This window comes from Pseudomonas sp. BCRC 81390 (assembly GCF_030341915.1).
GTDB lineage: Bacteria > Pseudomonadota > Gammaproteobacteria > Pseudomonadales > Pseudomonadaceae > Aquipseudomonas.
In genome coordinates this window covers 72,114-92,026 of the sequence record NZ_JATAAG010000009.1, presented here as the reverse complement: position 1 = coordinate 92,026, position 19,913 = coordinate 72,114, and the positions used below count along the sequence as shown (strand labels likewise).

Sequence of the window (19,913 nt, the reverse complement as noted above, 5' to 3'; positions counted from 1 at the left end):
TTAAGCAGGCTGTGGGGTCAGGCGCTCGAACAGCGCCTCCAGGGTATTGAAGCGTTCGTCGGGGCGTTCCATCGGTACCAGGAAGCGGAACTGGGTGGCGCCTTCGAACTTGTAGCGTTTGGGCTGGCCCTGGATCAGCTTGATCAGGGTCAGCGGGTCGACCGGAGTCTCGGCCTCGAACTCGATCTTGCCGCCATTGGGGCCGGCATCGACTTTCTTGATGCCGAGCTTTTCCGCCTGCAGCTTGAGCGAGGTCAGGCGCATGAGGTTCTTGGTCGGCTCGGGCAGCAGGCCGAAGCGGTCGATCATTTCCACCTGCAGGTCCTTGAGGCCTTCCTCGTCGGCGGCCGAGGCGATGCGCTTGTACAGGATCAGCCGCGCATGCACGTCGGGCAGGTAGTCCTCGGGGATCAGGGCCGGCAGGCGCAGGTTGATTTCCGGGCCACCGCCCAGCGGCTGCTCCAGATTCGGCTGGGTACCCTTGCGAATCGCCTTGACTGCGCGCTCGAGCATTTCCATGTACAGGGTGAAGCCCACCGCCTGGATCTGCCCACTCTGGCCTTCGCCCAGCAGCTCGCCGGCACCGCGGATTTCCAGGTCGTTGGTGGCCAGCACGAAGCCGGCACCGAGGTCCTGGGTGTTGGCGATCGCCTCCAGGCGTTTCTCGGCGTCGGCGCTGACCTTCTGCCGGGTGGGTGTCAGCAGGTAGGCGTAGGCCTGGTGGTGGCTCCGGCCAACCCGGCCGCGCAGCTGGTGCAGCTGGGCCAGGCCGAACTTGTCGGCACGCTCGATGACGATGGTGTTGGCGCTGGGCACGTCGATGCCGGTTTCGATGATGGTCGAGGCCACCAGCACGTTGAAGCGCTTGTGGTAGAAGTCGCTCATCACCTGTTCCAGCTCGCGCTCGCGCATCTGCCCATGGCCGATGCCGATGCGCGCCTCGGGGACCAGCCCGGCAAGGTCGGCGGCGCATTTCTCGATGGTTTTCACATCGTTGTGCAGGTAGTACACCTGGCCACCGCGCAACAATTCACGCAGCAGCGCCTCCTTGACCGTGCTCTTGTTCTGCTCCATGACGAAGGTGCGCACCGACAGGCGGCGCGCCGGTGGCGTGGCGATGATGGACAGGTCGCGCATGCCCGCCACGGCCATGTTCAACGTACGCGGAATCGGCGTGGCGGTGAGGGTGAGGATGTCCACCTCGCTGCGCAGGGCCTTGAGCTGTTCTTTCTGGCGCACACCGAAGCGGTGCTCTTCGTCGATGATGGCCAGGCCCAGGTCCTTGAAGCGCACGTCGTCCTGCAGCAGCTTGTGGGTGCCGATGAGGATGTCGATCTTGCCTTCGGCCAGGTCGGCGGCCGCAGCGGCCACTTCCTTGGCCGACTTGAAGCGGCTCATCACTTCCACGGTCACCGGCCAGTCGGCGAAGCGGTCGCGGAAGCTGTTGTAGTGCTGCTGGGCGAGCAGGGTGGTGGGCACCAGCACGGCCACCTGGCGGCCACTGTGTACGGCAATGAATGCCGCGCGCATGGCCACTTCGGTCTTGCCGAAACCGACGTCGCCGCACACCAGGCGGTCCATCGGCTTGGGCGCCAGCATGTCGGCGCGCACGGCTTCGATCGCGGCCTGCTGGTCCGGGGTTTCCTCGAACGGGAAGCCGGCGCTGAAGGTGGCATAGTCGGCGGCCGGGTCGGCAAATGCATAACCCTTGCGCGCGGCGCGGCGGGCATAGATGTCGAGCAGCTCGGCGGCGACATCGCGTACCTGTTCGGCGGCCTTGCGCTTGGCCTTCTGCCAGGCCTCCGAGCCCAGCCGGTGCAGCGGCGCCAGGGCATCGTCGCTGCCGGTGTAGCGGGCAATCAGGTGCAGGTTGGCCACGGGCACGTACAGCTTGGCGCCTTCGGCATATTCGAGGGTAAGGAATTCGGCGGCCTGGCCCTCGATTTCCAGCGTGGCCAGGCCCAGGTAGCGGCCGACGCCATGGTCGATGTGCACCACCGGTGCGCCTTCGCGCAGTTCGGTGAGGTTCTTGATTACCGCGTCGTTGGCGGTTTCGCCGCGTTTGTCACGGCGGCGGCGCTGCATCACGCGCTGGCCGAACAGCGGGCTTTCGGCGACCAGGGCGATAGCCGGGTCGTCCAGCAGCAGGCCGTCATCCAGCGGGGCGATGGTGATCGCCAGGCGCTCGGCGCCGGTGATGAAATCGGCCCAGCCATCGACGCTATGTGGTCGCAGTTTCAGCCGCTCGAGCAGCTCCAGCAGCACTTCGCGGCGGCCCGCCGATTCGGCGGTGAACAGCACGCGGCCAGGGAACTGGTCGAGGAAATTGGCCAGTTCGGCCAGCGGCTGGTTGGCCTTGGCCTCGATCGCCAGGTTGGGCAGTGCGCGTGCCGGGAAGCGTTCGCGGCCCACCCCGGGCTCGAGGTCCTCGCTGCTGACCACCACCCGAGGCCATTGCTTGAGCCGGGCAAAGCAGTCTTCCACCGGCAGGAACAGCTCGGCAGGTGGCAGCAAGGGCCGGCTCAGGTCGCCACGGCGGTCTTCATAACGCCCGCGCACATCGTTCCAGAAATGCTCGGCAGCCTGTTCCACGCCGGGCAGCGAGAACACCTGGGTGTCGGCCGGCAGGTAGTCGAACAGGGTCGAAGTTTCTTCGAAGAACAGCGGCAGGTAGTACTCGATACCGGCGGGGATGATGCCGCTGGCCAGGTCCTGGAAAATCGCGCTGCGGCGGAAGTCGACATCGAAGCGTTCGCGGAAGCGCGCCTTGAAGCGGGTCACTTCCTCTTTCTGCATCGGGAACTCGCGTGCCGGCAGCAGGCGTACCGAATCGACCTTGTCGATCGAGCGCTGGGTCTCGGGGTCGAAGGTACGCAGGGTTTCGATCTCGTCATCAAACAGGTCGATGCGGTAGGGCAGCTTGCTGCCCATCGGGAACAAGTCGATCAGCGCCCCGCGCACGGCGAACTCGCCATGCTCGTAGACGGTATCGACACAGCGATAGCCGCTGGCTTCCAGGCGCGTGCGCATCTGTTCGACGTCGATGGTCTGGCCGACGTCCAGCACCAGGCTGCTGCCCAGCAGGAAGCGGGTTGGTGCCAGGCGGTGCAGGGCGGTGGTGACCGGTACCACGAGGATGCCATGGCTCAGCTCCGGCAAGCGGTACAGGCTGGCGATGCGCTGGGAGATGATGTCCTGGTGCGGTGAGAACAGGTCGTAGGGCAGGGTTTCCCAATCGGGGAACGGCAGCACCGGCAGGTCCGGGGCAAAGAAGCGCAGTTCCTGTTCCAGACGATCGGCTGCCTGGCTGTCGGCAGTCAGCAGCAGGGTGAAGCGGCCCGCGCTGCTGGCGGCCTCGGCGATGGCCAGGCTGAGGGCGGTCCCGGGCAGATTACCCCAGGTTTGTTTGCCGGCCGTGGCCGACATTTGCGGTAGGCGCAGAACTGACACGGGAGATTGCACTCCAAGCGTTGCGGCAAAGAGATCGATTGTACCGGTGACGGTGCCGGCTGTCAGGCTCGAAAGGGCATGAACGCTGGCTCGCGTGCCGCGACAGGCGCTCATTGCCGGTTACGCGTTGGGGCGTCATAATGTAGCCCCTTTTTTCTGTCCCTACATGTGGAAGGTTCCCGTGACTCAGAAGCCCGACCAGTGTCTTGGTGAGTGGATCGATCGTGAAGCCCTGGCTGAAGCGATGATCCCGCTTATCGGTCAGCTCTACCGCAACAACAATGTGGTGAGCTCGATTTATGGCCGTAGCCTGATCAACCGTTCGGTTATCTCGATCCTCAAGGCGCACCGCTTTGCGCGCCATCGTCAAACCGACGAAACCGAACTGTCCGTCCACGAGACATTCCCCCTGCTCAAGGCCATGAGCGAGCTGAAACTGGGCGCCGCCTCGGTCGACCTCGGCAAGCTGGCCAACAAGTTCAAGCAGGAAGGCAATGGCCGTACTGCCGAGCAGTTCGTCCGTGAGGAACTGGCCGAGGTGGTTGGCCAGCAGAACGCTTCGGCGCGCAAGGGTACCGACGTTGTCCTGTACGGCTTCGGTCGCATCGGCCGCCTGCTGGCGCGCATCCTGATCGAGAAGACCGGTGGCGGCGACGGCCTGCGCCTGCGTGCCATCGTCGTGCGCAAGGGCGCCGAAAACGACCTGGTCAAGCGTGCCAGCCTGCTGCGCCGTGACTCGGTGCACGGCCCGTTCGATGGCACCATCACCATCGACGAAGCCAACAACACCATCACCGCCAACGGCAACCTGATCCAGGTGATCTACGCCAAGAGCCCGAGCGAAGTCGACTACACCCAGTACGGCATCGAGAACGCGCTGATCGTCGACAACACCGGCGTATGGCGTGATGCCGACGGCCTGGGCCAGCACCTGGCCTGCCCGGGCGCTGCCCGCGTGATCCTCACTGCACCTGGCAAGGGCGCGCTGAAGAACATCGTGCACGGCATCAACCACGGTGACATCGCTGCCGATGACAAGATCATCTCGGCCGCTTCCTGCACCACCAACGCCATCGTGCCGGTACTCAAGGCCATCAACGACCAGTACGGCATCGTCAACGGCCACGTCGAAACCGTTCACTCGTTCACCAACGACCAGAACCTGATCGACAACTTCCACAAGGGCAGCCGCCGTGGCCGTGCCGCGCCGCTGAACATGGTCATCACCGAAACCGGCGCCGCCACTGCTGCCGCCAAGGCCCTGCCAGTGCTCAAGGGCAAGCTGACCGGCAACGCCATTCGCGTACCGACGCCGAACGTTTCGATGGCGATCCTGAACCTGAACCTGGAAAAGCCGACCTCGCGCGACGAGATCAACGAGTACCTGCGCCAGACCGCCATGCACTCGGAACTGCACAAGCAGATCGACTACGTCAGCTCGCAGGAAGTGGTTTCGACCGACTTCGTCGGCTCGCGCCACGCCGGTGTGGTTGATGCTGAAGCGACCATCGCCAACGACAACCGCGTTGTCCTGTACGTCTGGTACGACAACGAATTCGGTTACAGCTGCCAGGTGGTTCGCGTAATGGAAGAGATGGCCGGTGTGAACCCGCCAGCGTTTCCGCGCTGATTCGCTTGTAAGGCAATGAAAAAACGGGAACCTTCGGGTTCCCGTTTTTTTATCCAGATTTTGTGTTGTCTGTGCTGGCCTGATCGCGGATAAATCCGCCTACACAGGCGGTGCATATCCTGTGGAGCGGGTTTATCCGCGATAAGGCCAGCACAGCCACCGAGAACCCACCCTTTGCGCACAGCCCTCCTGTTCATCCTGATGCTCCTGACCGCCTGTAACCAAGGCCGGACCGTCGAACGCCTGGGTGGCCCGACCATGGGCAGCAGTTATAGCATCCAGTACGTCCGCGAGCCTGGCGGCCCGGCGCCGGCCCAAGTCCAGGCGGCGGTCGAGGCCATCCTCAACGGCATCGATCGGCACTACTCAACCTACCGCGGCGACTCCACCGTCAGCCAGTTCAACTTGCTGCCCGCCAACCAGTGCATGGCCTTGCCGCCCGACATGCTTGAGCTGGTTGCATTCGGCCAGCACCTGGCCGAGCAGGGCGACGGCGCCTTCGACCTTACCGTCGAGCCGTTGCTCGACCTGTGGGGCTTCGGCCCGCAGGCGCGCCACATGCGGGTGCCCGACCCGCAGTCCCTGGCCCAGGCGCGCCAGCGGGTCGGCTACCGGCACCTGTACGTCCAGGGCCAGGCCCTGTGCAAGGACGCCCCGGTGCAGCTCGACTTCAACAGCATTGCCGCCGGCCATGCCGTCGACCTGATCGCCGCGCGCCTGCAGGCCATGGGCGTAGCCAGCTTCGTCGCCGAAGTGACCGGTGAGCTCAAGGCCGTCGGGCGCAAGCCTGACGGCAGTCCCTGGCGCATCGCCCTGGAGCTGCCCCGCGAAGACCGCCAGATCGCCCGTCAGGTCATTCCGCTCAATGGCCTTTCGGTATCAACCTCGGGTGACTATCGGCATTATTTCGAGGACAATGGCCGGCGCTATTCGCACATCTTCGATGCCCGCCTCGGGCGCCCGGTGCAACATGACTTGGCCGCGGTCACCGTGCTCGATGCCTCGGCTCTGCGGGCAGACGGCTACTCGACGCTGCTGTTGATCCTCGGCCCGCAGCGCGGCTGGGATTTTGCCATGACACATGGCCTGCCGGCTGTTCTGGTGACTCGGGCCGAGGGTGGCTTCGTCTCCCGAGCTACGCCCGCGTTCGAGCGGGCAGTGAAAGGCGAGTGAAAGCACAAGCAGGGATGATCGCGCCAGGGAGTGGGTGAACCACATGTAGTGCGGGCAAAACTGGCCTACGACGCGACCAAGGGTTAATGTGCGCGGCGTTCACGCTTGATTAGACTGCACCCGAATTTTCTCATGACGCCCCGGCGGCATGATCGCGCCCCGCGAGCGACCGTGGCTTGCGGGCCAGTTCTGAAGGAGTACGCATGGCTGTCTACAACTACGACGTAGTGGTGCTGGGTTCCGGCCCGGCCGGGGAAGGTGCGGCAATGAACGCCGCCAAAGCAGGGCGCAAGGTGGCGATGGTCGACAGCCGTCGCCAGGTCGGGGGCAACTGCACCCACCTGGGTACCATCCCGTCCAAGGCACTGCGTCACTCGGTGCGGCAGATCATGCAGTTCAACACCAACCCGATGTTCCGTGCCATCGGCGAGCCGCGCTGGTTCTCGTTCCCCGACGTGCTGAAGAGCGCCGAGAAGGTCATTGCCAAGCAGGTGGCATCGCGCACCGGCTATTACGCCCGTAACCGCGTCGATGTGTTCGTCGGTACTGGCAGCTTCGCCGACGAGCAGACCATCGAAGTGGTGTGCCCGAACGGCGTGGTGGAAAAGCTCAACGCCAAGCACATCATCATCGCCACCGGCTCGCGCCCCTACCGCCCGGCCGACATCGACTTCAACCACCCGCGCGTCTACGACAGCGACACCATCCTCAGCCTCAGCCACACCCCGCGCAAGCTGATCGTGTACGGCGCCGGCGTGATCGGTTGCGAGTACGCCTCGATCTTCAGCGGCCTCGGCGTGCTGGTGGAACTGGTGGACAACCGTGGTCAGCTGCTGAGTTTCCTCGATTCGGAAATTTCCCAGGCGCTGAGCTACCACTTCAGCAACAACAACATCACCGTGCGCCACAACGAAGACTACGAGCGTGTCGAAGGCCTGGACAACGGGGTGATCCTGCACCTGAAGTCGGGCAAGAAGATCAAGGCCGACGCCTTGCTGTGGTGCAACGGCCGTACCGGCAACACCGACAAGCTGGGCCTGGAAAACATCGGCATCAAGGTCAACAGCCGCGGCCAGATCGAGGTCGACGAGAGCTACCGCACCAGCGTGCCGAATATCTACGGTGCCGGTGACGTGATCGGCTGGCCAAGCCTGGCCAGTGCCGCCCACGACCAGGGCCGCTCGGCCGCGGGCAGCATCGTCGACAATGGCAGCTGGCGTTTCGTCAATGACGTGCCGACCGGCATCTACACCATTCCCGAAATCAGCTCGATCGGCAAGAACGAGCAAGAGCTGACCCAGGCCAAGGTACCGTACGAAGTGGGCAAGGCCTTCTTCAAGAGCATGGCCCGTGCGCAGATCGCCGGCGAGCCGCAAGGCATGCTGAAGATCCTGTTCCATCGCGAAACCCTGGAAGTGCTGGGCGTGCACTGCTTCGGCTACCAGGCTTCGGAAATCGTCCATATCGGCCAGGCGGTGATGAACCAGCCGGGTGAGCTGAACAACCTGAAGTACTTCGTCAACACCACGTTCAACTACCCGACCATGGCCGAAGCCTATCGGGTAGCTGCCTACGACGGCCTGAACCGGCTTTTTTGAGCGGCTCCGACCGGTGGCCTGAGCCGGTCGGAGAGACCGATTTCAACCCTGCCCGAGGGTGGTCTTGGCCAAACCGGGAAAGTCTGTAATCAGGCTGTCCACGCCAAAGTCAGCGAGCCGGCGCATCAGTGCCGGTTCGTTGACCGTCCACACCGACACGTGCAACCCCTGGCTCTGCGCTTTCAGCAGGCGCTCCGGCGTGCACAGTGTCCAGTTCAATGCCAGCAGGTCACAGCCGTAGTTCTGCGCTACCTTCAATGGGTCGAGCCAGGCGTATTCGGCCACCAGCCCGCGTTTCACATCCGGTACCAGTTCCTGTGCCGCGCCCAGCACTTCGCGCGAACTCGAGGTGATGGTCACCTTGTCCAGCAGGCCGTACTGCTGGGCCAGTTCACGGATCGCCAGCACGGTGGTGGCGGCGCGGGTGCGTGAGGCGCTTTTCACTTCCAGTTGCCAATGCTCGAACGGGCATTTCTGGAACAGTTCTTCCAGCCGCGGGATCGGGCAGGGCTGGACATGGCCGGGACCGCCTTTGCGCGCGTCGATCCTGACCAGGTCGGCGGCCGAGTGCTCGACCACCTTGCCGCGCTTGCCGGTGGTGCGCTTGAGGGTAGGGTCGTGGATCACCATCAGCTCGTTGTCGGCCGACAGGTGCAGGTCCAGCTCGCAGCGCGTCACGCCGTGAGCCAGGCATTGCTGGAAGCTCTTCAGGGTATTCTCGGGCGCTTCGCCCTTGGCGCCGCGATGGCCGTAGATCAGGGTCACGTTCGTTCCTTCAAATCAGGGAAAGGTTGGGCTCAGGAGGCGGGGTCGTTCTGTTCCAGCTGCTGGCGCCGTTGCTGTTGCTGGCGCTGCAGGATGTAGCGGGCCAGCAGTTGACGCTGGGCGTCGGTCATGTCGGTGAATTCGCTGCCGACCTCGAAGCCGCCCTGCGGGCGCGGGTCGCAATGGGTGACCTTGCCGCGCAGCAGCAAGCCATGGGCGCGTGGCATCAACACCATCTTCACCTTTACCCGGGTACCGGGGGCCAGCCGCGTGGCTTGGGTGAACTCGATGCCGCCCTCGGAAATGACCACCGGCCGGAGTGGGCCCACTTCGCCGATCAGGGTCTGCGCAACCACCGCGCTGAGCAGGTCGAGACGTTTGTTCTGCGCGCGCAGGAAGGCGGCGAGGGTGCGGTCCTTTTCGCTCAGCTGGCGTAGCAGGTGCTGCGACTCGAAGTCGGACAGGTGCAGCTCGCTGAGCAGGTTGAACAGCGGCGAATCATCTTGCAACACATCTGCGTCAAGGGCTTCGGCCGCGCTGAGGGGGCTGATTTGAAGTGCGATCTGATCTTCGATGCGGTAGTATTCGCGGCGATCTTCTTCGTCTAATGTCGTCATGGCGAACCCAAGGTGGCGGCGGTGGTCCGAGTGTAAAGCCGCCGTAGGCGCCTCGCCACAAGGACGTTCCCTTTCATCCGAACAAGCCCCGACATGTTCAGACCTCTTTTCGCATTCATCGGCACGCGTTATACCCGTGCCAAACGTCGCAATCACTTCGTATCGTTCATTTCCCTGACCTCGATGATCGGCCTCGCCCTGGGCGTGGTGGTGATGATCGTGGTGCTCTCGGTGATGAACGGTTTCGACCACGAGATGCGCACCCGCGTGCTGGGCATGATCCCGCATGCCACGCTGGAGAGCGGCCAGCCCATAGCCGACTGGCCGGCCCTTGCCCAACAAGTAAAGCAGAATCCGCAGGTGCTGGCAGTTGCGCCGTTCACCCAGATGCAGGGCCTGCTGACCCATGACGGCAAGGTGCAGAAGGTGCTGCTCAACGGCATCGACCCGGCCCGTGAGCGCGAGGTGTCGATCATCGACAAATTCGTCCTGCAGGGCCGCCTCGACCAGCTGGCGCCGGGCGAATGGGGCATCATGATCGGCGACAAGGCCGCGGCCAAGCTGGGCGTGTCGATTGGCGACAAGCTCACCTTCGTCGCCCCCGAGGTCAGCGTGACCCCGGCCGGCATGTTCCCGCGCATGAAGCGCTTCACCGTGGTCGGTACCTTCCACGTCGGGGCGGGCGAAATCGACGGCTACCTGGGCCTGACCAACATCAGCGACCTGTCCCGCCTGCACCGCTGGAAACCCGACCAGGTGCAGGGCCTGCGCCTGAAGTTCGACGACCTGTTCCAGGCCCCGCGAGTGGCCTGGGACATCGCCCAGCGCCTGGGTGAGCAGGAGTTCTACAGCCGTGACTGGACCCGCACCCATGGCAACCTGTACCAGGCGATCCGCATGGAAAAGGCCATGATCGGCCTGCTGTTGCTGCTGATCGTGGCGGTGGCGGCGTTCAACATCATTTCCACGCTGGTGATGGTGGTCAACGACAAGCGCGGCGACATTGCCATCCTGCGCACCCTGGGCGCCACGCCCGGGCAGATCATGCTCATCTTCATGGTCCAGGGCACGGTGATCGGGGTGATCGGTACCCTGATCGGCGCCGTGGTCGGGATCGTCGCCGCGCTGAACGTCAGTGCGGTGATCGCCGGCATCGAGAAACTGATCGGGCACAAGTTCCTCAATGCCGACGTGTACTTCATCGATTACCTGCCATCGCAGATCCAGGCCCAGGACGTGTACATGGTCTGTGCCGCGGCGCTGGTCCTGAGTTTCTTCGCCACCCTGTACCCGGCCTGGCGTGCGGCGCGCACCCAGCCTGCAGAGGCGCTACGTTATGAGTGAGTCGCGCATGAGTGATAAAGCCGTTCTGAGTTGCCGCAACCTGGGCAAGTCCTACGACGAGGGCCCGGAGTCGGTGCAGGTACTGTCCGGGCTCAACCTCGAGCTGCACGCCGGTGAGCGCGTGGCCATCGTCGGCAGTTCGGGCTCCGGCAAGAGTACCTTGCTCAACCTGCTGGGTGGCCTCGACCGGCCGACCCAGGGCAGCGTCTGGCTGGCTGGCGAGGAGCTGTCGGCGCTGGGCGAGCGGGCCCGTGGCCTGCTGCGCAACCGGGAACTGGGCTTTGTCTACCAGTTCCACCACCTGTTGCCGGAATTCACCGCCATCGAAAACGTGTGCATGCCGTTGCTGATCGGCCGTACCCCCATTGCCGAGGCCCGCGAGCGTGCCGAGGCGCTGCTCAAGCGGGTGGGCCTGGCCCACCGCTTCAACCACAAGCCGGCCGAGCTGTCCGGCGGCGAGCGCCAGCGGGTGGCGATAGCCCGGGCGCTGGTCAACCGCCCGGGTCTGGTGATGCTCGACGAGCCGACCGGCAACCTCGACCACCACACCGCGCAGGGCATCCAGGAACTGATGCAGGAACTGTCCAGTGCCTCGCGCACCGCGTTCCTGGTGGTGACCCACGACCTCAACCTGGCACGCCAGATGGACCGCGTGCTGAAGCTCGACGACGGCCACCTGGTGGCGATCTGATCGACTGCACGGGGTGGCCGCGCCGCCCCGTTTTCCTGTTTTCATTGGGTGTTTCCGTACATGTTCAGACCCTTGCCCATCTTCATTGGCGCGCGCTACACCCGAGCCAAGCGCCGCAACCACTTCATCTCGTTCATCTCGATGACCTCGATGATCGGCCTGTCGCTGGGCGTGCTGGCGATGATCGTGGTGCTGTCGGTGATGAACGGTTTCCAGCGTGAAATGAGCTCGCGCATTCTCGGCCTGGTGCCGCATGCCGCCCTCCTTGGCGTGCAGCCGCTGGACGACTGGCACAAGGTGGCCGACGCAGCCCTGCAGGACCCGGCAGTGGTGGCGGCAGCGCCGATTAGCGAAATGGAAGGCATGCTGTCGTACAAGGGCGCCATGCAGCCGATCCAGGTCGGCGGTATCGACCCGGCCGAGGAGGGCAAGGTCTCGATCGTCGGCCAGCATATCGTCCAGGGCCGCCTGCAGGACCTGCAGCCGGGCGAGTACGGTGTGGTCATCGGCGAGCTGACCGCGCGCCGCTTCCGCCTCAACACGGGTGACAAGCTGACCCTGATCGTGCCGGAAATCAGCAAGGAACCCGGCGGTATCACCCCGCGCATGCAGCGCCTGACCGTGGTCGGCATCTTCAAGGTGGGGGCCGAGCTGGACGGCTCGCAGGCCTACATCCACGTGGCCGATGCTGGCGCCATGCAGCGCTGGGCGCCGGGCCAGGTGCAGGGCGTGCGCCTGAAGCTGCACGACCTGTATGCCGCGCCGCAGGTGTCCAAGGCCATCGCCGCCAGGCTGGGCGACGCCTACCGTGCCGATGACTGGTCGCATACCCAGGGCAGCCTGTTCAGCGCCATGAAGATGGAAAAGACCATGATCGGCCTGCTATTGATGATGATCATCGCGGTGGCCGCGTTCAACATCATCGCCACCCTGGTGATGGTAGTGAACGACAAGGGCCCGGACATCGCCATCCTCCGCACCCTGGGTGCCACCCCGGCACAGATCATGGGCACGTTCATGGTCCAGGGCAGCCTGATCGGCATCGTCGGTACGCTGATTGGCGGCGTGCTGGGGGTGATTGCAGCGTTCAATGTCAGCCAGATCGTCGGCTGGCTGGAGCGGGTGAGCGGGCAGCACATCTTTACTTCGGATGTGTACTTCATCAGCAGCCTGCCATCGCAGTTGCAGTGGGGCGATGTGGCGATCATCTGCACGGCCGGGTTGGTGATGAGCTTCCTGGCGACCATCTACCCGGCCTACCGCGCATCGCAGGTACAGCCGGCGATTGGCCTGGCGGTCTGATCTCTGCTTGAGATTTGGGGGCGCAAAGCAGCCCCCGGTTCACCGACCTTCAGTGAACTCGATTACGAACCGTGTCCATCCATCCTCACATTCAGCCCGAATGCGCCCGCCATGGGCCTGCACGATCGACCGGGTAATCGCCAGCCCCAGCCCCGCATGCTCGCTACTGCCTTCGCGCCGTGCCGGGTCCACCCGGTAGAAACGGTCGAACAGGCACGGTAATGCTGCCGGGTCGATGTCCCCTCCGGTATTGGCCACGCACAGCGTCGGCCCAGGCGCCAGCGTCACCCGTATCTGTCCACCCGCCGGGGTAAAGCGCAAGGCATTGTCGAGCAGGTTGGACAGCGCTCGGCGCAGCATGTGTCGGTCGCCCTGCAGCAGGGCCGCGCCCTCGCGCGACAGCTGTATGTCGCTGTCCTCGGCCAGCGGGGCGTAGTACTCCAGCAGCGCATCCACTTCCTCATGCAGCGCCAGCGGCGCTCGCCCCGGTACCAGCAGGCCATGGTCGGCCTTGGCCAGGAACAGCATGTCGTTGATCATCTGCGCCATCCGCTGCAGCTCCTCCAGGTTGCCATGCAGGGCCTCGCGGTACTCCTCGAGGCTGCGCGGGCGGGTGAGGGTGACCTGGGTATGGGTCAGCAGGTTGGACAGCGGTGTGCGCAGCTCGTGGGCAATGTCCGCAGAAAACGCTGACAGGCGCTGGAAGGCATCGTCCAGGCGCTGCAGCATGGCGTTCATGGCCGTGGCCAGCTCGGCCAGTTCCTCGGGCATCTGCGCCACCGGCAGGCGGGTGGTCAACGACCGCGCCGACACGCCGGCGGCCACCTGGCCCATCTGCCGCAATGGGCGCAGCCCGCGGCGTGTGGCCCAGGCACCGAGCAGTGCCGTCGCCAGCGCCGACAGACCGACCGTCAGCCAGATCAGGCGCTGCATGCCCTGCAGGAAGTGCTGGTGGTGAGTGATGTCGAGGTACAGGGTCAGCTGTGGCGATTGCGCAGCGCCTGGTACCAGGTGCGTGGCCAGGCTGCGGTAGTCCGTGCCTTGTTCATGCAGGGTCGCCAGCCCGTCGGGCAGCGGTGCCAGGGGCAGGCCGCTGCGGCTTTCGAACCAGGTGGCACCGTCGCTGCCACTGATGCGCAGGGCCAGGTCGGCCTGGTGGCCCAATTCATCGCGCAGGGCAGGCAGGCGCGCCTGCAGCTCGGCCGGCGTGGTGATGCCGGCCAGCTGGGTGCGGAACAGCGACAGGCGCGAGTCCAGCAGTTGCTGGTCCAGTTCGACGAAGTGCTGCGCGCTGGCCTGGCTGAAGATCAGGCCAGCGCCGAGCGAGACGGCGGCCGTGCAGGCGGCGAACAGCAGGGCCAGGCGGCTGCCGAGGGACACCCGGCGCATCATGCCTCGCGCTCTTCGAGGACGTAGCCCATGCCGCGCACGGTGTGAATCAGCTTGTTCGGGTGCGGGTCGTCGATCTTCAGGCGCAGGCGGCGGATGGCTACCTCGATCACATTGGTGTCGCTGTCAAAATTCATGTCCCACACCTGCGAGGCGATCAGCGATTTGGGCAGCACCTCGCCCTGGCGGCGCAGCAGCAGTTCGAGCAGGGCGAACTCCTTGGCGGTCAGGTCGATGCGCTGGCCGGCGCGCTCGGCGCGGCGACGGATCAGGTCCAGTCGCAGGTCGGCCAGGCTCAGGGTGGCGTCCTGGCTGGGGCTGGTGCCCCGACGCAACAGGCTGCGCACCCGTGCCAGCAATTCGGAGAAGGCGAACGGCTTGATCAGGTAGTCATCGGCGCCCAGCTCCAGCCCGTGTACCCGGTCTTCGACGGCGTCGCGGGCGGTGAGGAACAGCACCGGTGTATCCAGGCCGGCCTGGCGCACGGCCTGGAGAATCTGCCAGCCATCCCGCCCAGGCAGCATCACGTCGAGGATCAGCAGGTCGTGGTCGCCGGTCAGGGCCAGGAACTGGCCGGTCTCGCCATCGGTGGCCAGTTCGGTGGCGAAGCCGGCTTCGTTCAGGCCCTGGCTCAGGTACTGGCCGGTGCGGGCCTGGTCTTCGACAATCAGCAGTTTCATTGGGTGGCATTAGCTCCAGGTAGCGGCGCCGCAAACTGTGGGAGCCGGCACGCCCGCTCCCACAGTGACAGCGCAGGCTTTGGCCGAGATGATACGTGACCAGGCAGCCGCACGCGCAAACTGACAAAGTTGTAATTCCCCGGTAACCGCCCGGTGACTTGCGCTGCAAGGCGGGGCGCAAAACCGGTAGACTAGGCGCAATTTCGAACCTTCAGGTCAGTTTCCATGCATCCCGCTGCCGAACATTCCCCGCTGGGCAAGTCCAGCGAATACATTGCCACCTATTCCCCGCAGTTGCTGTTCCCGATCCCGCGCACCGCGAAGTGGGCCGAACTGGGGGTCACTGCCCAGACCTTGCCCTGGCGGGGCGTGGATTACTGGAACTGCTTCGAGCTGAGCTGGCTGCTGCCCTCTGGCAAGCCGGTAGTCGCCATCGGCGAGTTTGCCATCCCGGCCGATTCGCCGAATATCATCGAGTCCAAGTCGTTCAAGCTGTACCTGAATTCGCTGAACCAGACCGTATTCGCGTCGTCTGGCGAGCTCCAGGCCTGCCTGGAGAAAGACCTGTCCGCCGCTGCCGGCAAGCCGGTAGGCGTGAAGGTGCGCAGCCTGGCCGAAGTCGAGGCACAGGGTGTGGTGGCCCTGCCGGGTCAGTGCATCGATGCACTGGACGTTGCCATCAGCAACTACCAGCAGCCGCAGCCCGAACTGCTGCGTTGCAGCCCTGACCAGGTGGTGGCGGAAACCCTGCACAGTCACCTGCTGAAATCCAACTGCCCGGTCACTGGCCAGCCGGACTGGGGCAGCGTGGTGGTCGAGTACAAGGGCAGGGCGCTGGACCCTGCCAGCCTGCTGACCTACCTGATCAGCTTCCGCCAGCATGCCGACTTCCATGAGCAATGCGTGGAGCGGATCTACCTGGATCTGAAGAACCTGCTGCAGCCAGAGTATCTGACGGTGTATGCGCGCTATGTGCGCCGCGGCGGGCTGGATATCAACCCGTACCGCAGCACCCGCGCGATCAGCCCGCAGAACCAGCGTCTGGTTCGCCAGTAAGGTATCGGGGCCGCTGTTGCGGCCCCGTTGGTTTTCAGATGCCCATGCTGTGCAGCGAGTTGGCAATGCTGCGCAGGGTGGCGGTGAGGTCGGGGTGGTCGGCCTCGAAGCGCTCGATCGCCAGGTTCACGCCGTCCACCAGGTTGTTGTCTGGCGTGGCTTCTTCAAGTTTCAGTTGCGCCTCGATCTGGCGTGCTTCTTCATGTAGCGCGGCCAGCTCTTCGTCCGAAAGCGGCACGTTGCGGTCCAGTTGCTCGCGCAAGCTGTTCAGGCGCTCTTGCAATTCGCGGGCAGGCATTGGCAGTTCTCCATCAATGGCTTGGCAAGCCATGGACCTCAGCGAAGCGGCAAAGGTTCTGGCTTGTGTTCAGCGTAATCCACCTGCCGCAGCTTTGCATGATCCGTATCAACGCTGCTGTATCAGGGTTTTTCGCCCTTGTGCCGCCGCTGGGCGATATCCTCCAGGCAGGTGTCCAGCGCTTCGAGGTGGTCGATCACCGAATGTACACCCAGGCTGAACAGTTCCAGCGTCGCCTTGCCCCGGGCCAGGTCCTGTTGCTGCGCGGTCATGGCCTGCCATTGCCGTGAATTGAGGTCGCAGAACGGACTGCACGCGGCCAACCCCACCGTCCACAGTCCCGCATTGAGGCCAGACTGCAGCAGCCGCGGCTCGCCGCTGACCAGCACGCAGCCATCCAGGCGTGCGCTGTGCAGCGTCATCAGCGCCTGCCAGCAGGCGTTCGGCGCCGGCCAGCGCGTGCCATTCACGGTATGCCCCGGCAACCAGTCGGGCAGTACCTGGGCCAGGCGCTGGCCTTGGCTGTTGTCGAGCTCATCCAGCCAGATGCAAGGCACCTGGCGTTGGCGCAGGCTGGCAAGGGTGGCAAGCGCGCCTGGGGCGGGCGACGGCGCGCCATTGGCGGTGTGCACCAGGCAGCCGCGCAAGCCGAACAGCACAGCGGTGAAGGCGGGTGCAGCATCCATGGCAACTTCCCTCAAATACTCCGCAGGCTATTGGGCGATTGTTACCGCCCTGTGACGGCGTGCACGGCGCAACCTTTGTTCACAAATTATTGAGCAACGCTGTGTAAAGCTGCTTATCAGCCCGCAAGCCTCTATACTGCCGCCGTACAGCAGCGCCCCCGTTGCGCTTGCGGCCGAGAAATCCGATGGAGAAACACCTATGCGTAGGATCGGTGCCAGTGTGATCGAACGAGTCACCCAGGCCTGTGTCTGTGCCAGCATGCTGTTGGCGCCCGTGGCGGCTACCCAGGCCGCCACCGAGGAAGATCCCTGGGAAGCGGTCAACCGCCCGATCTTCCGCTTCAACGATGCCCTTGACACCTATGCCCTCAAGCCGTTGGCCAAGGGCTACCAGGCGGTCACCCCGCAGTTCCTCGAAGACGGCATCCACAACGTCTTCCGCAACCTCGGTGACGTGACCAACCTGGCCAACGACCTGCTGCAGCTCAAGCCTCATGCCGCAGGCGTGGACACTGCGCGACTGATCGTCAACACCACCTTCGGCCTGGGCGGCTTCTTCGATGTCGGCACCCGGATGGGGCTGCAGCGCAACGACGAGGACTTCGGCCAGACCCTCGGCTACTGGGGCGTACCGAGTGGCCCGTACGTGGTGATCCCGTTGCTGGGCCCGAGTACCGTGCGTGACGGCGTGGCCAAGTACCCGGACACCTATACCGAACCCTACCGCTACATCGACCATGTGCCGACGCGCAACTCGATCTTCGCTCTGGACGTGATTGACACCCGCGCCAACCTGCTGTCGGCGGAGAAGCTGATCCAGGGTGACAAGTACATCTTCGTTCGCAACGCCTACCTGCAGAACCGCGAGTTCAAGGTCAAGGATGGCGAAGTCGAAGACGACTTCTGATCTGCCGCCTGCCTGGCCCTGCGCGATTCCCGTGCGGGAACGCCAGGCAGGGCGATCAATGCATGGCCAGAATCCGCAACCCGAACTTCTGCTGGCCACCCGGCTGGTCGGCAATCCACACGACTTCGGTACTGGCATGCAGCCCCTTTAGCGCTGGATGCTCGGATTCGATCCGCACCTCGATACGGTCCCCCACCTGAAAGCGTTGCGCGGCTTGCACTTGCATGCCGCTGCTGGACAGGTCCAGGCACACCGCCGCAATTACCTGGCCTTCATGCAGCAGGCTGACCTCGGCGTCGATGCGCATGCGGATGAAGTCGCGTTTTTCGGCATGGCTGGAGGGCGTGTGGGGCATGCTGCATGCTTCCTGTCGGGTTGCGCTGGACGACTTTCTTATAACTCCCGGTGATTTGCGCTGTAAAGTGCGGCGAGGTCGACCCTTGCATGCTTGAAACGCCTGCCGGATGGGAGTACCGTCTGCGCCTTACAAGGTCGCTCTCACAGTTGCCGGACAGTTGCCTGGCAGGTGTTCTTGTCCTACAACTCAAGTAGAGTGTGACCATAGAGAATTCCCGTAGCTGGCCGTCTGCCTTGCCGACACCGCTGCACCAACCCAATCGGCGCCGTTCGCCCACATGCAGAAAACCAGTGCAACGCTGCTGATCATCGATGACGACGACGTGGTCCGTGCGAGCCTCGCCGCCTATCTTGAAGACAGTGGTTTCAGCGTCCTCCAGGCCGGCAATGGCCAGCAGGGGCTTCAGGTCTTCGAAGAACACCAGCCCGACCTCGTGATCTGCGATCTGCGCATGCCGCAGATGGGCGGCCTCGAGCTGATTCGCCAGGTCAGCGAGCGCGCGCCGCAGTTGCCGGTGATCGTGGTGTCCGGGGCCGGTGTCATGAGCGATGCGGTGGAAGCGTTGCGCCTGGGCGCGGCCGACTACCTGATCAAGCCGCTGGAAGACCTGGCAGTGCTCGAGCACTCGGTGCGCCGGGCCCTCGACCGTTCGCGCCTGGTGCTGGAAAACCAGCGCTACCGCGACAAGCTCGAAGCCGCCAACCGCGAACTGGAAGCCAGCCTGCACTTGCTGCAGGAGGACCAGACCGCCGGTCGTCAGGTACAGATGAACATGCTGCCGGAAAGCCCCTGGGTGGCCGGCGAGTTCGCCTTCGAGCACCAGATCATCCCGTCGCTGTACTTGTCGGGTGACTTTGCCGATTACTTCCGGGTGGACGAGCGGCGCATTGCCTTCTACCTCGCCGATGTCTCCGGGCATGGCGCGTCGTCGGCGTTCGTCACCGTGCTGCTGAAGTTCATGACCACGCGGCTGTTGTTCGAATTCAAGCGCAGCGGCAAGATGCGCGAGTTCAAGCCGTCCCAGGTGCTGAGCCACATCAACCGTGGGCTGATCAACTGCAAGCTGGGCAAGCACGTGACCATGGTCGGCGGGGTGATCGACGAGGACACCGGCCTGCTGACCTACGCGGTAGGCGGCCATCTGCCCCTGCCCGTGCTGCATACCCCTGAGCATACCCGCTACCTGGAAGGCCGCGGCCTGCCGGTGGGGTTGTTCGACGAGGCTGTGTACCAGGACCTGGTCGTGGAACTGCCGCCGCGCTTCAGCCTCAGCCTGATGTCCGACGGCATTCTGGACCTTTTGCCGGGTGACACGCTCAAAGATAAAGAAACCGCCCTGCCGGAAATCGTCAGGGCAGCAGGTGGCAGCCTGGATGGGCTGCGTCAACGTTTTGGATTGGCTACGCTTGGGGAGATGCCGGATGATATCGCCCTATTGGTGTTGAGCAGGAACCTTCAATGAGTACCGGTAGAATCCAGTTCGCCGAGCAGAGCGGTACCTTTGTACTGAAATTTGTCGGTGAAGTGCGTCTGACCTTGTGTTCGGCGCTGGATGCGACGATCGAGAAGATTTTCACGGCGTTGAACTTCTCGGCGATTGTCATCGACCTGACTGAAACCGAGAGCATCGACAGCACCACCTTGGGCCTGCTGGCCAAGCTGTCGATCCTGTCGCGGCAGAAAGTGGGCCTGCTGCCGACCGTGGTCACCACCAACCCGGACATTTCCCGGCTGTTGCAGTCGATGGGCTTCGATCAGGTGTTCAACATCGTCGATCGTCCGATTCCGTGCCCGGAGTGCCTGACCGACCTGCCGTCGCAGGACCAGAACGAGGACGTGGTGCGTTCCAAGGTGCTGGAGGCACACAAGATCCTCATGGGCCTGAACGACTCCAACCGCGAAGCCTTCCACGACCTGGTCAGTGCGCTGGAGCGTACCTGATCGTCAGCCTGCGCCGGCCATCTCGCGG

Annotated in this window: 18 protein-coding genes; 10 read left to right on the top strand and 8 right to left on the bottom strand. The window is 64.2% G+C overall.

The window, feature by feature from the left end:
• Complete coding sequence (mfd, locus tag QSV36_RS04130) at nucleotides 1-3,450, bottom strand: transcription-repair coupling factor (RefSeq protein WP_289130110.1); 3,450 nt, start codon at nucleotides 3,448-3,450, stop codon at nucleotides 1-3.
• 166 nt (nucleotides 3,451-3,616) lie between these two features.
• Between mfd and QSV36_RS04125 the strand changes: the two genes are divergently transcribed.
• The 3 genes from QSV36_RS04125 to sthA all read left to right on the top strand — a co-directional run bounded on the left by QSV36_RS04125 (nucleotide 3,617) and on the right by sthA (nucleotide 7,851).
• Complete coding sequence (locus tag QSV36_RS04125) at nucleotides 3,617-5,080, top strand: glyceraldehyde-3-phosphate dehydrogenase (RefSeq protein ID WP_186690505.1); 1,464 nt, start codon at nucleotides 3,617-3,619, stop codon at nucleotides 5,078-5,080.
• 174 nt (nucleotides 5,081-5,254) lie between these two features.
• Complete coding sequence (locus QSV36_RS04120) at nucleotides 5,255-6,253, top strand: FAD:protein FMN transferase (protein WP_289130105.1); 999 nt, start codon at nucleotides 5,255-5,257, stop codon at nucleotides 6,251-6,253.
• 203 nt (nucleotides 6,254-6,456) lie between these two features.
• A complete protein-coding gene (gene sthA / locus QSV36_RS04115) occupies nucleotides 6,457-7,851 on the top strand; it encodes a Si-specific NAD(P)(+) transhydrogenase (RefSeq protein ID WP_170029103.1) in 1,395 nt (464 codons plus the stop codon).
• Between the two features lie 42 nt (nucleotides 7,852-7,893).
• Here the strand turns inward: sthA and QSV36_RS04110 are convergent, their stop codons facing one another.
• Together QSV36_RS04110 and QSV36_RS04105 are read right to left on the bottom strand one after the other, a co-directional pair.
• Nucleotides 7,894-8,616 carry a glycerophosphodiester phosphodiesterase gene (locus tag QSV36_RS04110; RefSeq protein ID WP_225777043.1) on the bottom strand — a complete coding sequence of 241 codons (723 nt, stop codon included), beginning with the start codon at nucleotides 8,614-8,616 and terminating at the stop codon, nucleotides 7,894-7,896.
• Nucleotides 8,617-8,648: 32 nt separating this feature from the next.
• Nucleotides 8,649-9,233 carry a PilZ domain-containing protein gene (locus tag QSV36_RS04105; protein ID WP_289130100.1) on the bottom strand — a complete coding sequence of 195 codons (585 nt, stop codon included), beginning with the start codon at nucleotides 9,231-9,233 and terminating at the stop codon, nucleotides 8,649-8,651.
• A gap of 93 nt (nucleotides 9,234-9,326) precedes the next feature.
• Between QSV36_RS04105 and QSV36_RS04100 the strand changes: the two genes are divergently transcribed.
• From QSV36_RS04100 to QSV36_RS04090, 3 genes are read left to right on the top strand one after another with little or no spacing between them, the layout of a single operon-like run.
• Nucleotides 9,327-10,577 (top strand): lipoprotein-releasing ABC transporter permease subunit, encoded by a 1,251-nt coding sequence (locus tag QSV36_RS04100; protein ID WP_225777045.1) that lies wholly within the window; start codon nucleotides 9,327-9,329, stop codon nucleotides 10,575-10,577.
• A gap of 7 nt (nucleotides 10,578-10,584) precedes the next feature.
• A complete protein-coding gene (lolD, locus tag QSV36_RS04095) occupies nucleotides 10,585-11,268 on the top strand; it encodes a lipoprotein-releasing ABC transporter ATP-binding protein LolD (RefSeq protein ID WP_289130096.1) in 684 nt (227 codons plus the stop codon).
• Between the two features lie 60 nt (nucleotides 11,269-11,328).
• The gene (locus QSV36_RS04090) at nucleotides 11,329-12,570 is read left to right on the top strand and encodes a lipoprotein-releasing ABC transporter permease subunit (protein WP_289130095.1); all 1,242 of its coding nucleotides are present in this window, start codon (nucleotides 11,329-11,331) and stop codon (nucleotides 12,568-12,570) included.
• 39 nt (nucleotides 12,571-12,609) lie between these two features.
• On the opposite strand, the gene QSV36_RS04085 is transcribed toward QSV36_RS04090, so the two are convergent.
• Together QSV36_RS04085 and cinR are read right to left on the bottom strand one after the other, a co-directional pair.
• The gene (locus QSV36_RS04085) at nucleotides 12,610-13,962 is read right to left on the bottom strand and encodes a heavy metal sensor histidine kinase (RefSeq protein ID WP_289130094.1); all 1,353 of its coding nucleotides are present in this window, start codon (nucleotides 13,960-13,962) and stop codon (nucleotides 12,610-12,612) included.
• The gene (gene cinR / locus QSV36_RS04080) at nucleotides 13,959-14,639 is read right to left on the bottom strand and encodes a two-component system response regulator CinR (RefSeq protein ID WP_289130093.1); all 681 of its coding nucleotides are present in this window, start codon (nucleotides 14,637-14,639) and stop codon (nucleotides 13,959-13,961) included. The genes QSV36_RS04085 and cinR overlap by 4 nt, the downstream gene beginning before the upstream one ends.
• A 225-nt stretch (nucleotides 14,640-14,864) precedes the next feature.
• Between cinR and queF the strand changes: the two genes are divergently transcribed.
• The gene (gene queF, locus QSV36_RS04075; RefSeq protein ID WP_289130092.1) at nucleotides 14,865-15,695 is read left to right on the top strand and encodes an NADPH-dependent 7-cyano-7-deazaguanine reductase QueF; all 831 of its coding nucleotides are present in this window, start codon (nucleotides 14,865-14,867) and stop codon (nucleotides 15,693-15,695) included.
• Between the two features lie 34 nt (nucleotides 15,696-15,729).
• On the opposite strand, the gene QSV36_RS04070 is transcribed toward queF, so the two are convergent.
• Nucleotides 15,730-15,993, bottom strand: coding sequence for a DUF4404 family protein (locus tag QSV36_RS04070; protein WP_004376395.1), 264 nt, complete (start codon nucleotides 15,991-15,993; stop codon nucleotides 15,730-15,732).
• A gap of 122 nt (nucleotides 15,994-16,115) precedes the next feature.
• Nucleotides 16,116-16,679, bottom strand: a complete 564-nt coding sequence (pcrP, locus tag QSV36_RS04065; protein ID WP_289130089.1) for an HAD superfamily inactivated hydrolase PcrP — start codon at nucleotides 16,677-16,679, stop codon at nucleotides 16,116-16,118.
• Nucleotides 16,680-16,878: 199 nt separating this feature from the next.
• Here pcrP and QSV36_RS04060 point away from each other — a divergent pair, with 199 nt between their 5' ends.
• Nucleotides 16,879-17,586: an MlaA family lipoprotein gene (locus tag QSV36_RS04060; protein WP_289130087.1), complete on the top strand. Its 708-nt coding sequence runs from the start codon at nucleotides 16,879-16,881 to the stop codon at nucleotides 17,584-17,586.
• 55 nt (nucleotides 17,587-17,641) lie between these two features.
• Here QSV36_RS04060 and QSV36_RS04055 read toward each other — a convergent pair whose 3' ends face one another.
• Entirely contained in the window at nucleotides 17,642-17,941 is a 300-nt protein-coding gene (locus QSV36_RS04055) for a PilZ domain-containing protein (protein WP_289130085.1), read from the bottom strand.
• A 280-nt stretch (nucleotides 17,942-18,221) separates the two neighbouring features.
• Between QSV36_RS04055 and rssB the strand changes: the two genes are divergently transcribed.
• Entirely contained in the window at nucleotides 18,222-19,406 is a 1,185-nt protein-coding gene (rssB, locus tag QSV36_RS04050) for a two-component system response regulator RssB (protein WP_289130083.1), read from the top strand.
• Complete coding sequence (gene rssC, locus QSV36_RS04045) at nucleotides 19,403-19,885, top strand: anti-sigma factor antagonist RssC (protein WP_051098867.1); 483 nt, start codon at nucleotides 19,403-19,405, stop codon at nucleotides 19,883-19,885. The genes rssB and rssC overlap by 4 nt, the downstream gene beginning before the upstream one ends.
• The last annotated feature ends 28 nt before the right edge of the window (nucleotides 19,886-19,913 follow it).

Coding starts and splice junctions, on each gene's coding strand:
- QSV36_RS04085 (WP_289130094.1), bottom strand. CDS start 13,962: ATGATGCGCCGGGTGTCCCTCGGCAGCCGCCTGGCCCTGCTGTTCGCC.
- queF (WP_289130092.1), top strand. CDS start 14,865: ATGCATCCCGCTGCCGAACATTCCCCGCTGGGCAAGTCCAGCGAATAC.
- QSV36_RS04090 (WP_289130095.1), top strand. CDS start 11,329: ATGTTCAGACCCTTGCCCATCTTCATTGGCGCGCGCTACACCCGAGCC.
- QSV36_RS04060 (WP_289130087.1), top strand. CDS start 16,879: ATGCGTAGGATCGGTGCCAGTGTGATCGAACGAGTCACCCAGGCCTGT.
- QSV36_RS04125 (WP_186690505.1), top strand. CDS start 3,617: ATGTGGAAGGTTCCCGTGACTCAGAAGCCCGACCAGTGTCTTGGTGAG.
- QSV36_RS04100 (WP_225777045.1), top strand. CDS start 9,327: ATGTTCAGACCTCTTTTCGCATTCATCGGCACGCGTTATACCCGTGCC.
- rssC (WP_051098867.1), top strand. CDS start 19,403: ATGAGTACCGGTAGAATCCAGTTCGCCGAGCAGAGCGGTACCTTTGTA.
- QSV36_RS04105 (WP_289130100.1), bottom strand. CDS start 9,233: ATGACGACATTAGACGAAGAAGATCGCCGCGAATACTACCGCATCGAA.
- cinR (WP_289130093.1), bottom strand. CDS start 14,639: ATGAAACTGCTGATTGTCGAAGACCAGGCCCGCACCGGCCAGTACCTG.
- lolD (WP_289130096.1), top strand. CDS start 10,585: ATGAGTGATAAAGCCGTTCTGAGTTGCCGCAACCTGGGCAAGTCCTAC.
- rssB (WP_289130083.1), top strand. CDS start 18,222: ATGCAGAAAACCAGTGCAACGCTGCTGATCATCGATGACGACGACGTG.
- pcrP (WP_289130089.1), bottom strand. CDS start 16,679: ATGGATGCTGCACCCGCCTTCACCGCTGTGCTGTTCGGCTTGCGCGGC.
- sthA (WP_170029103.1), top strand. CDS start 6,457: ATGGCTGTCTACAACTACGACGTAGTGGTGCTGGGTTCCGGCCCGGCC.
- QSV36_RS04055 (WP_289130085.1), bottom strand. CDS start 17,941: ATGCCCCACACGCCCTCCAGCCATGCCGAAAAACGCGACTTCATCCGC.
- QSV36_RS04070 (WP_004376395.1), bottom strand. CDS start 15,993: ATGCCTGCCCGCGAATTGCAAGAGCGCCTGAACAGCTTGCGCGAGCAA.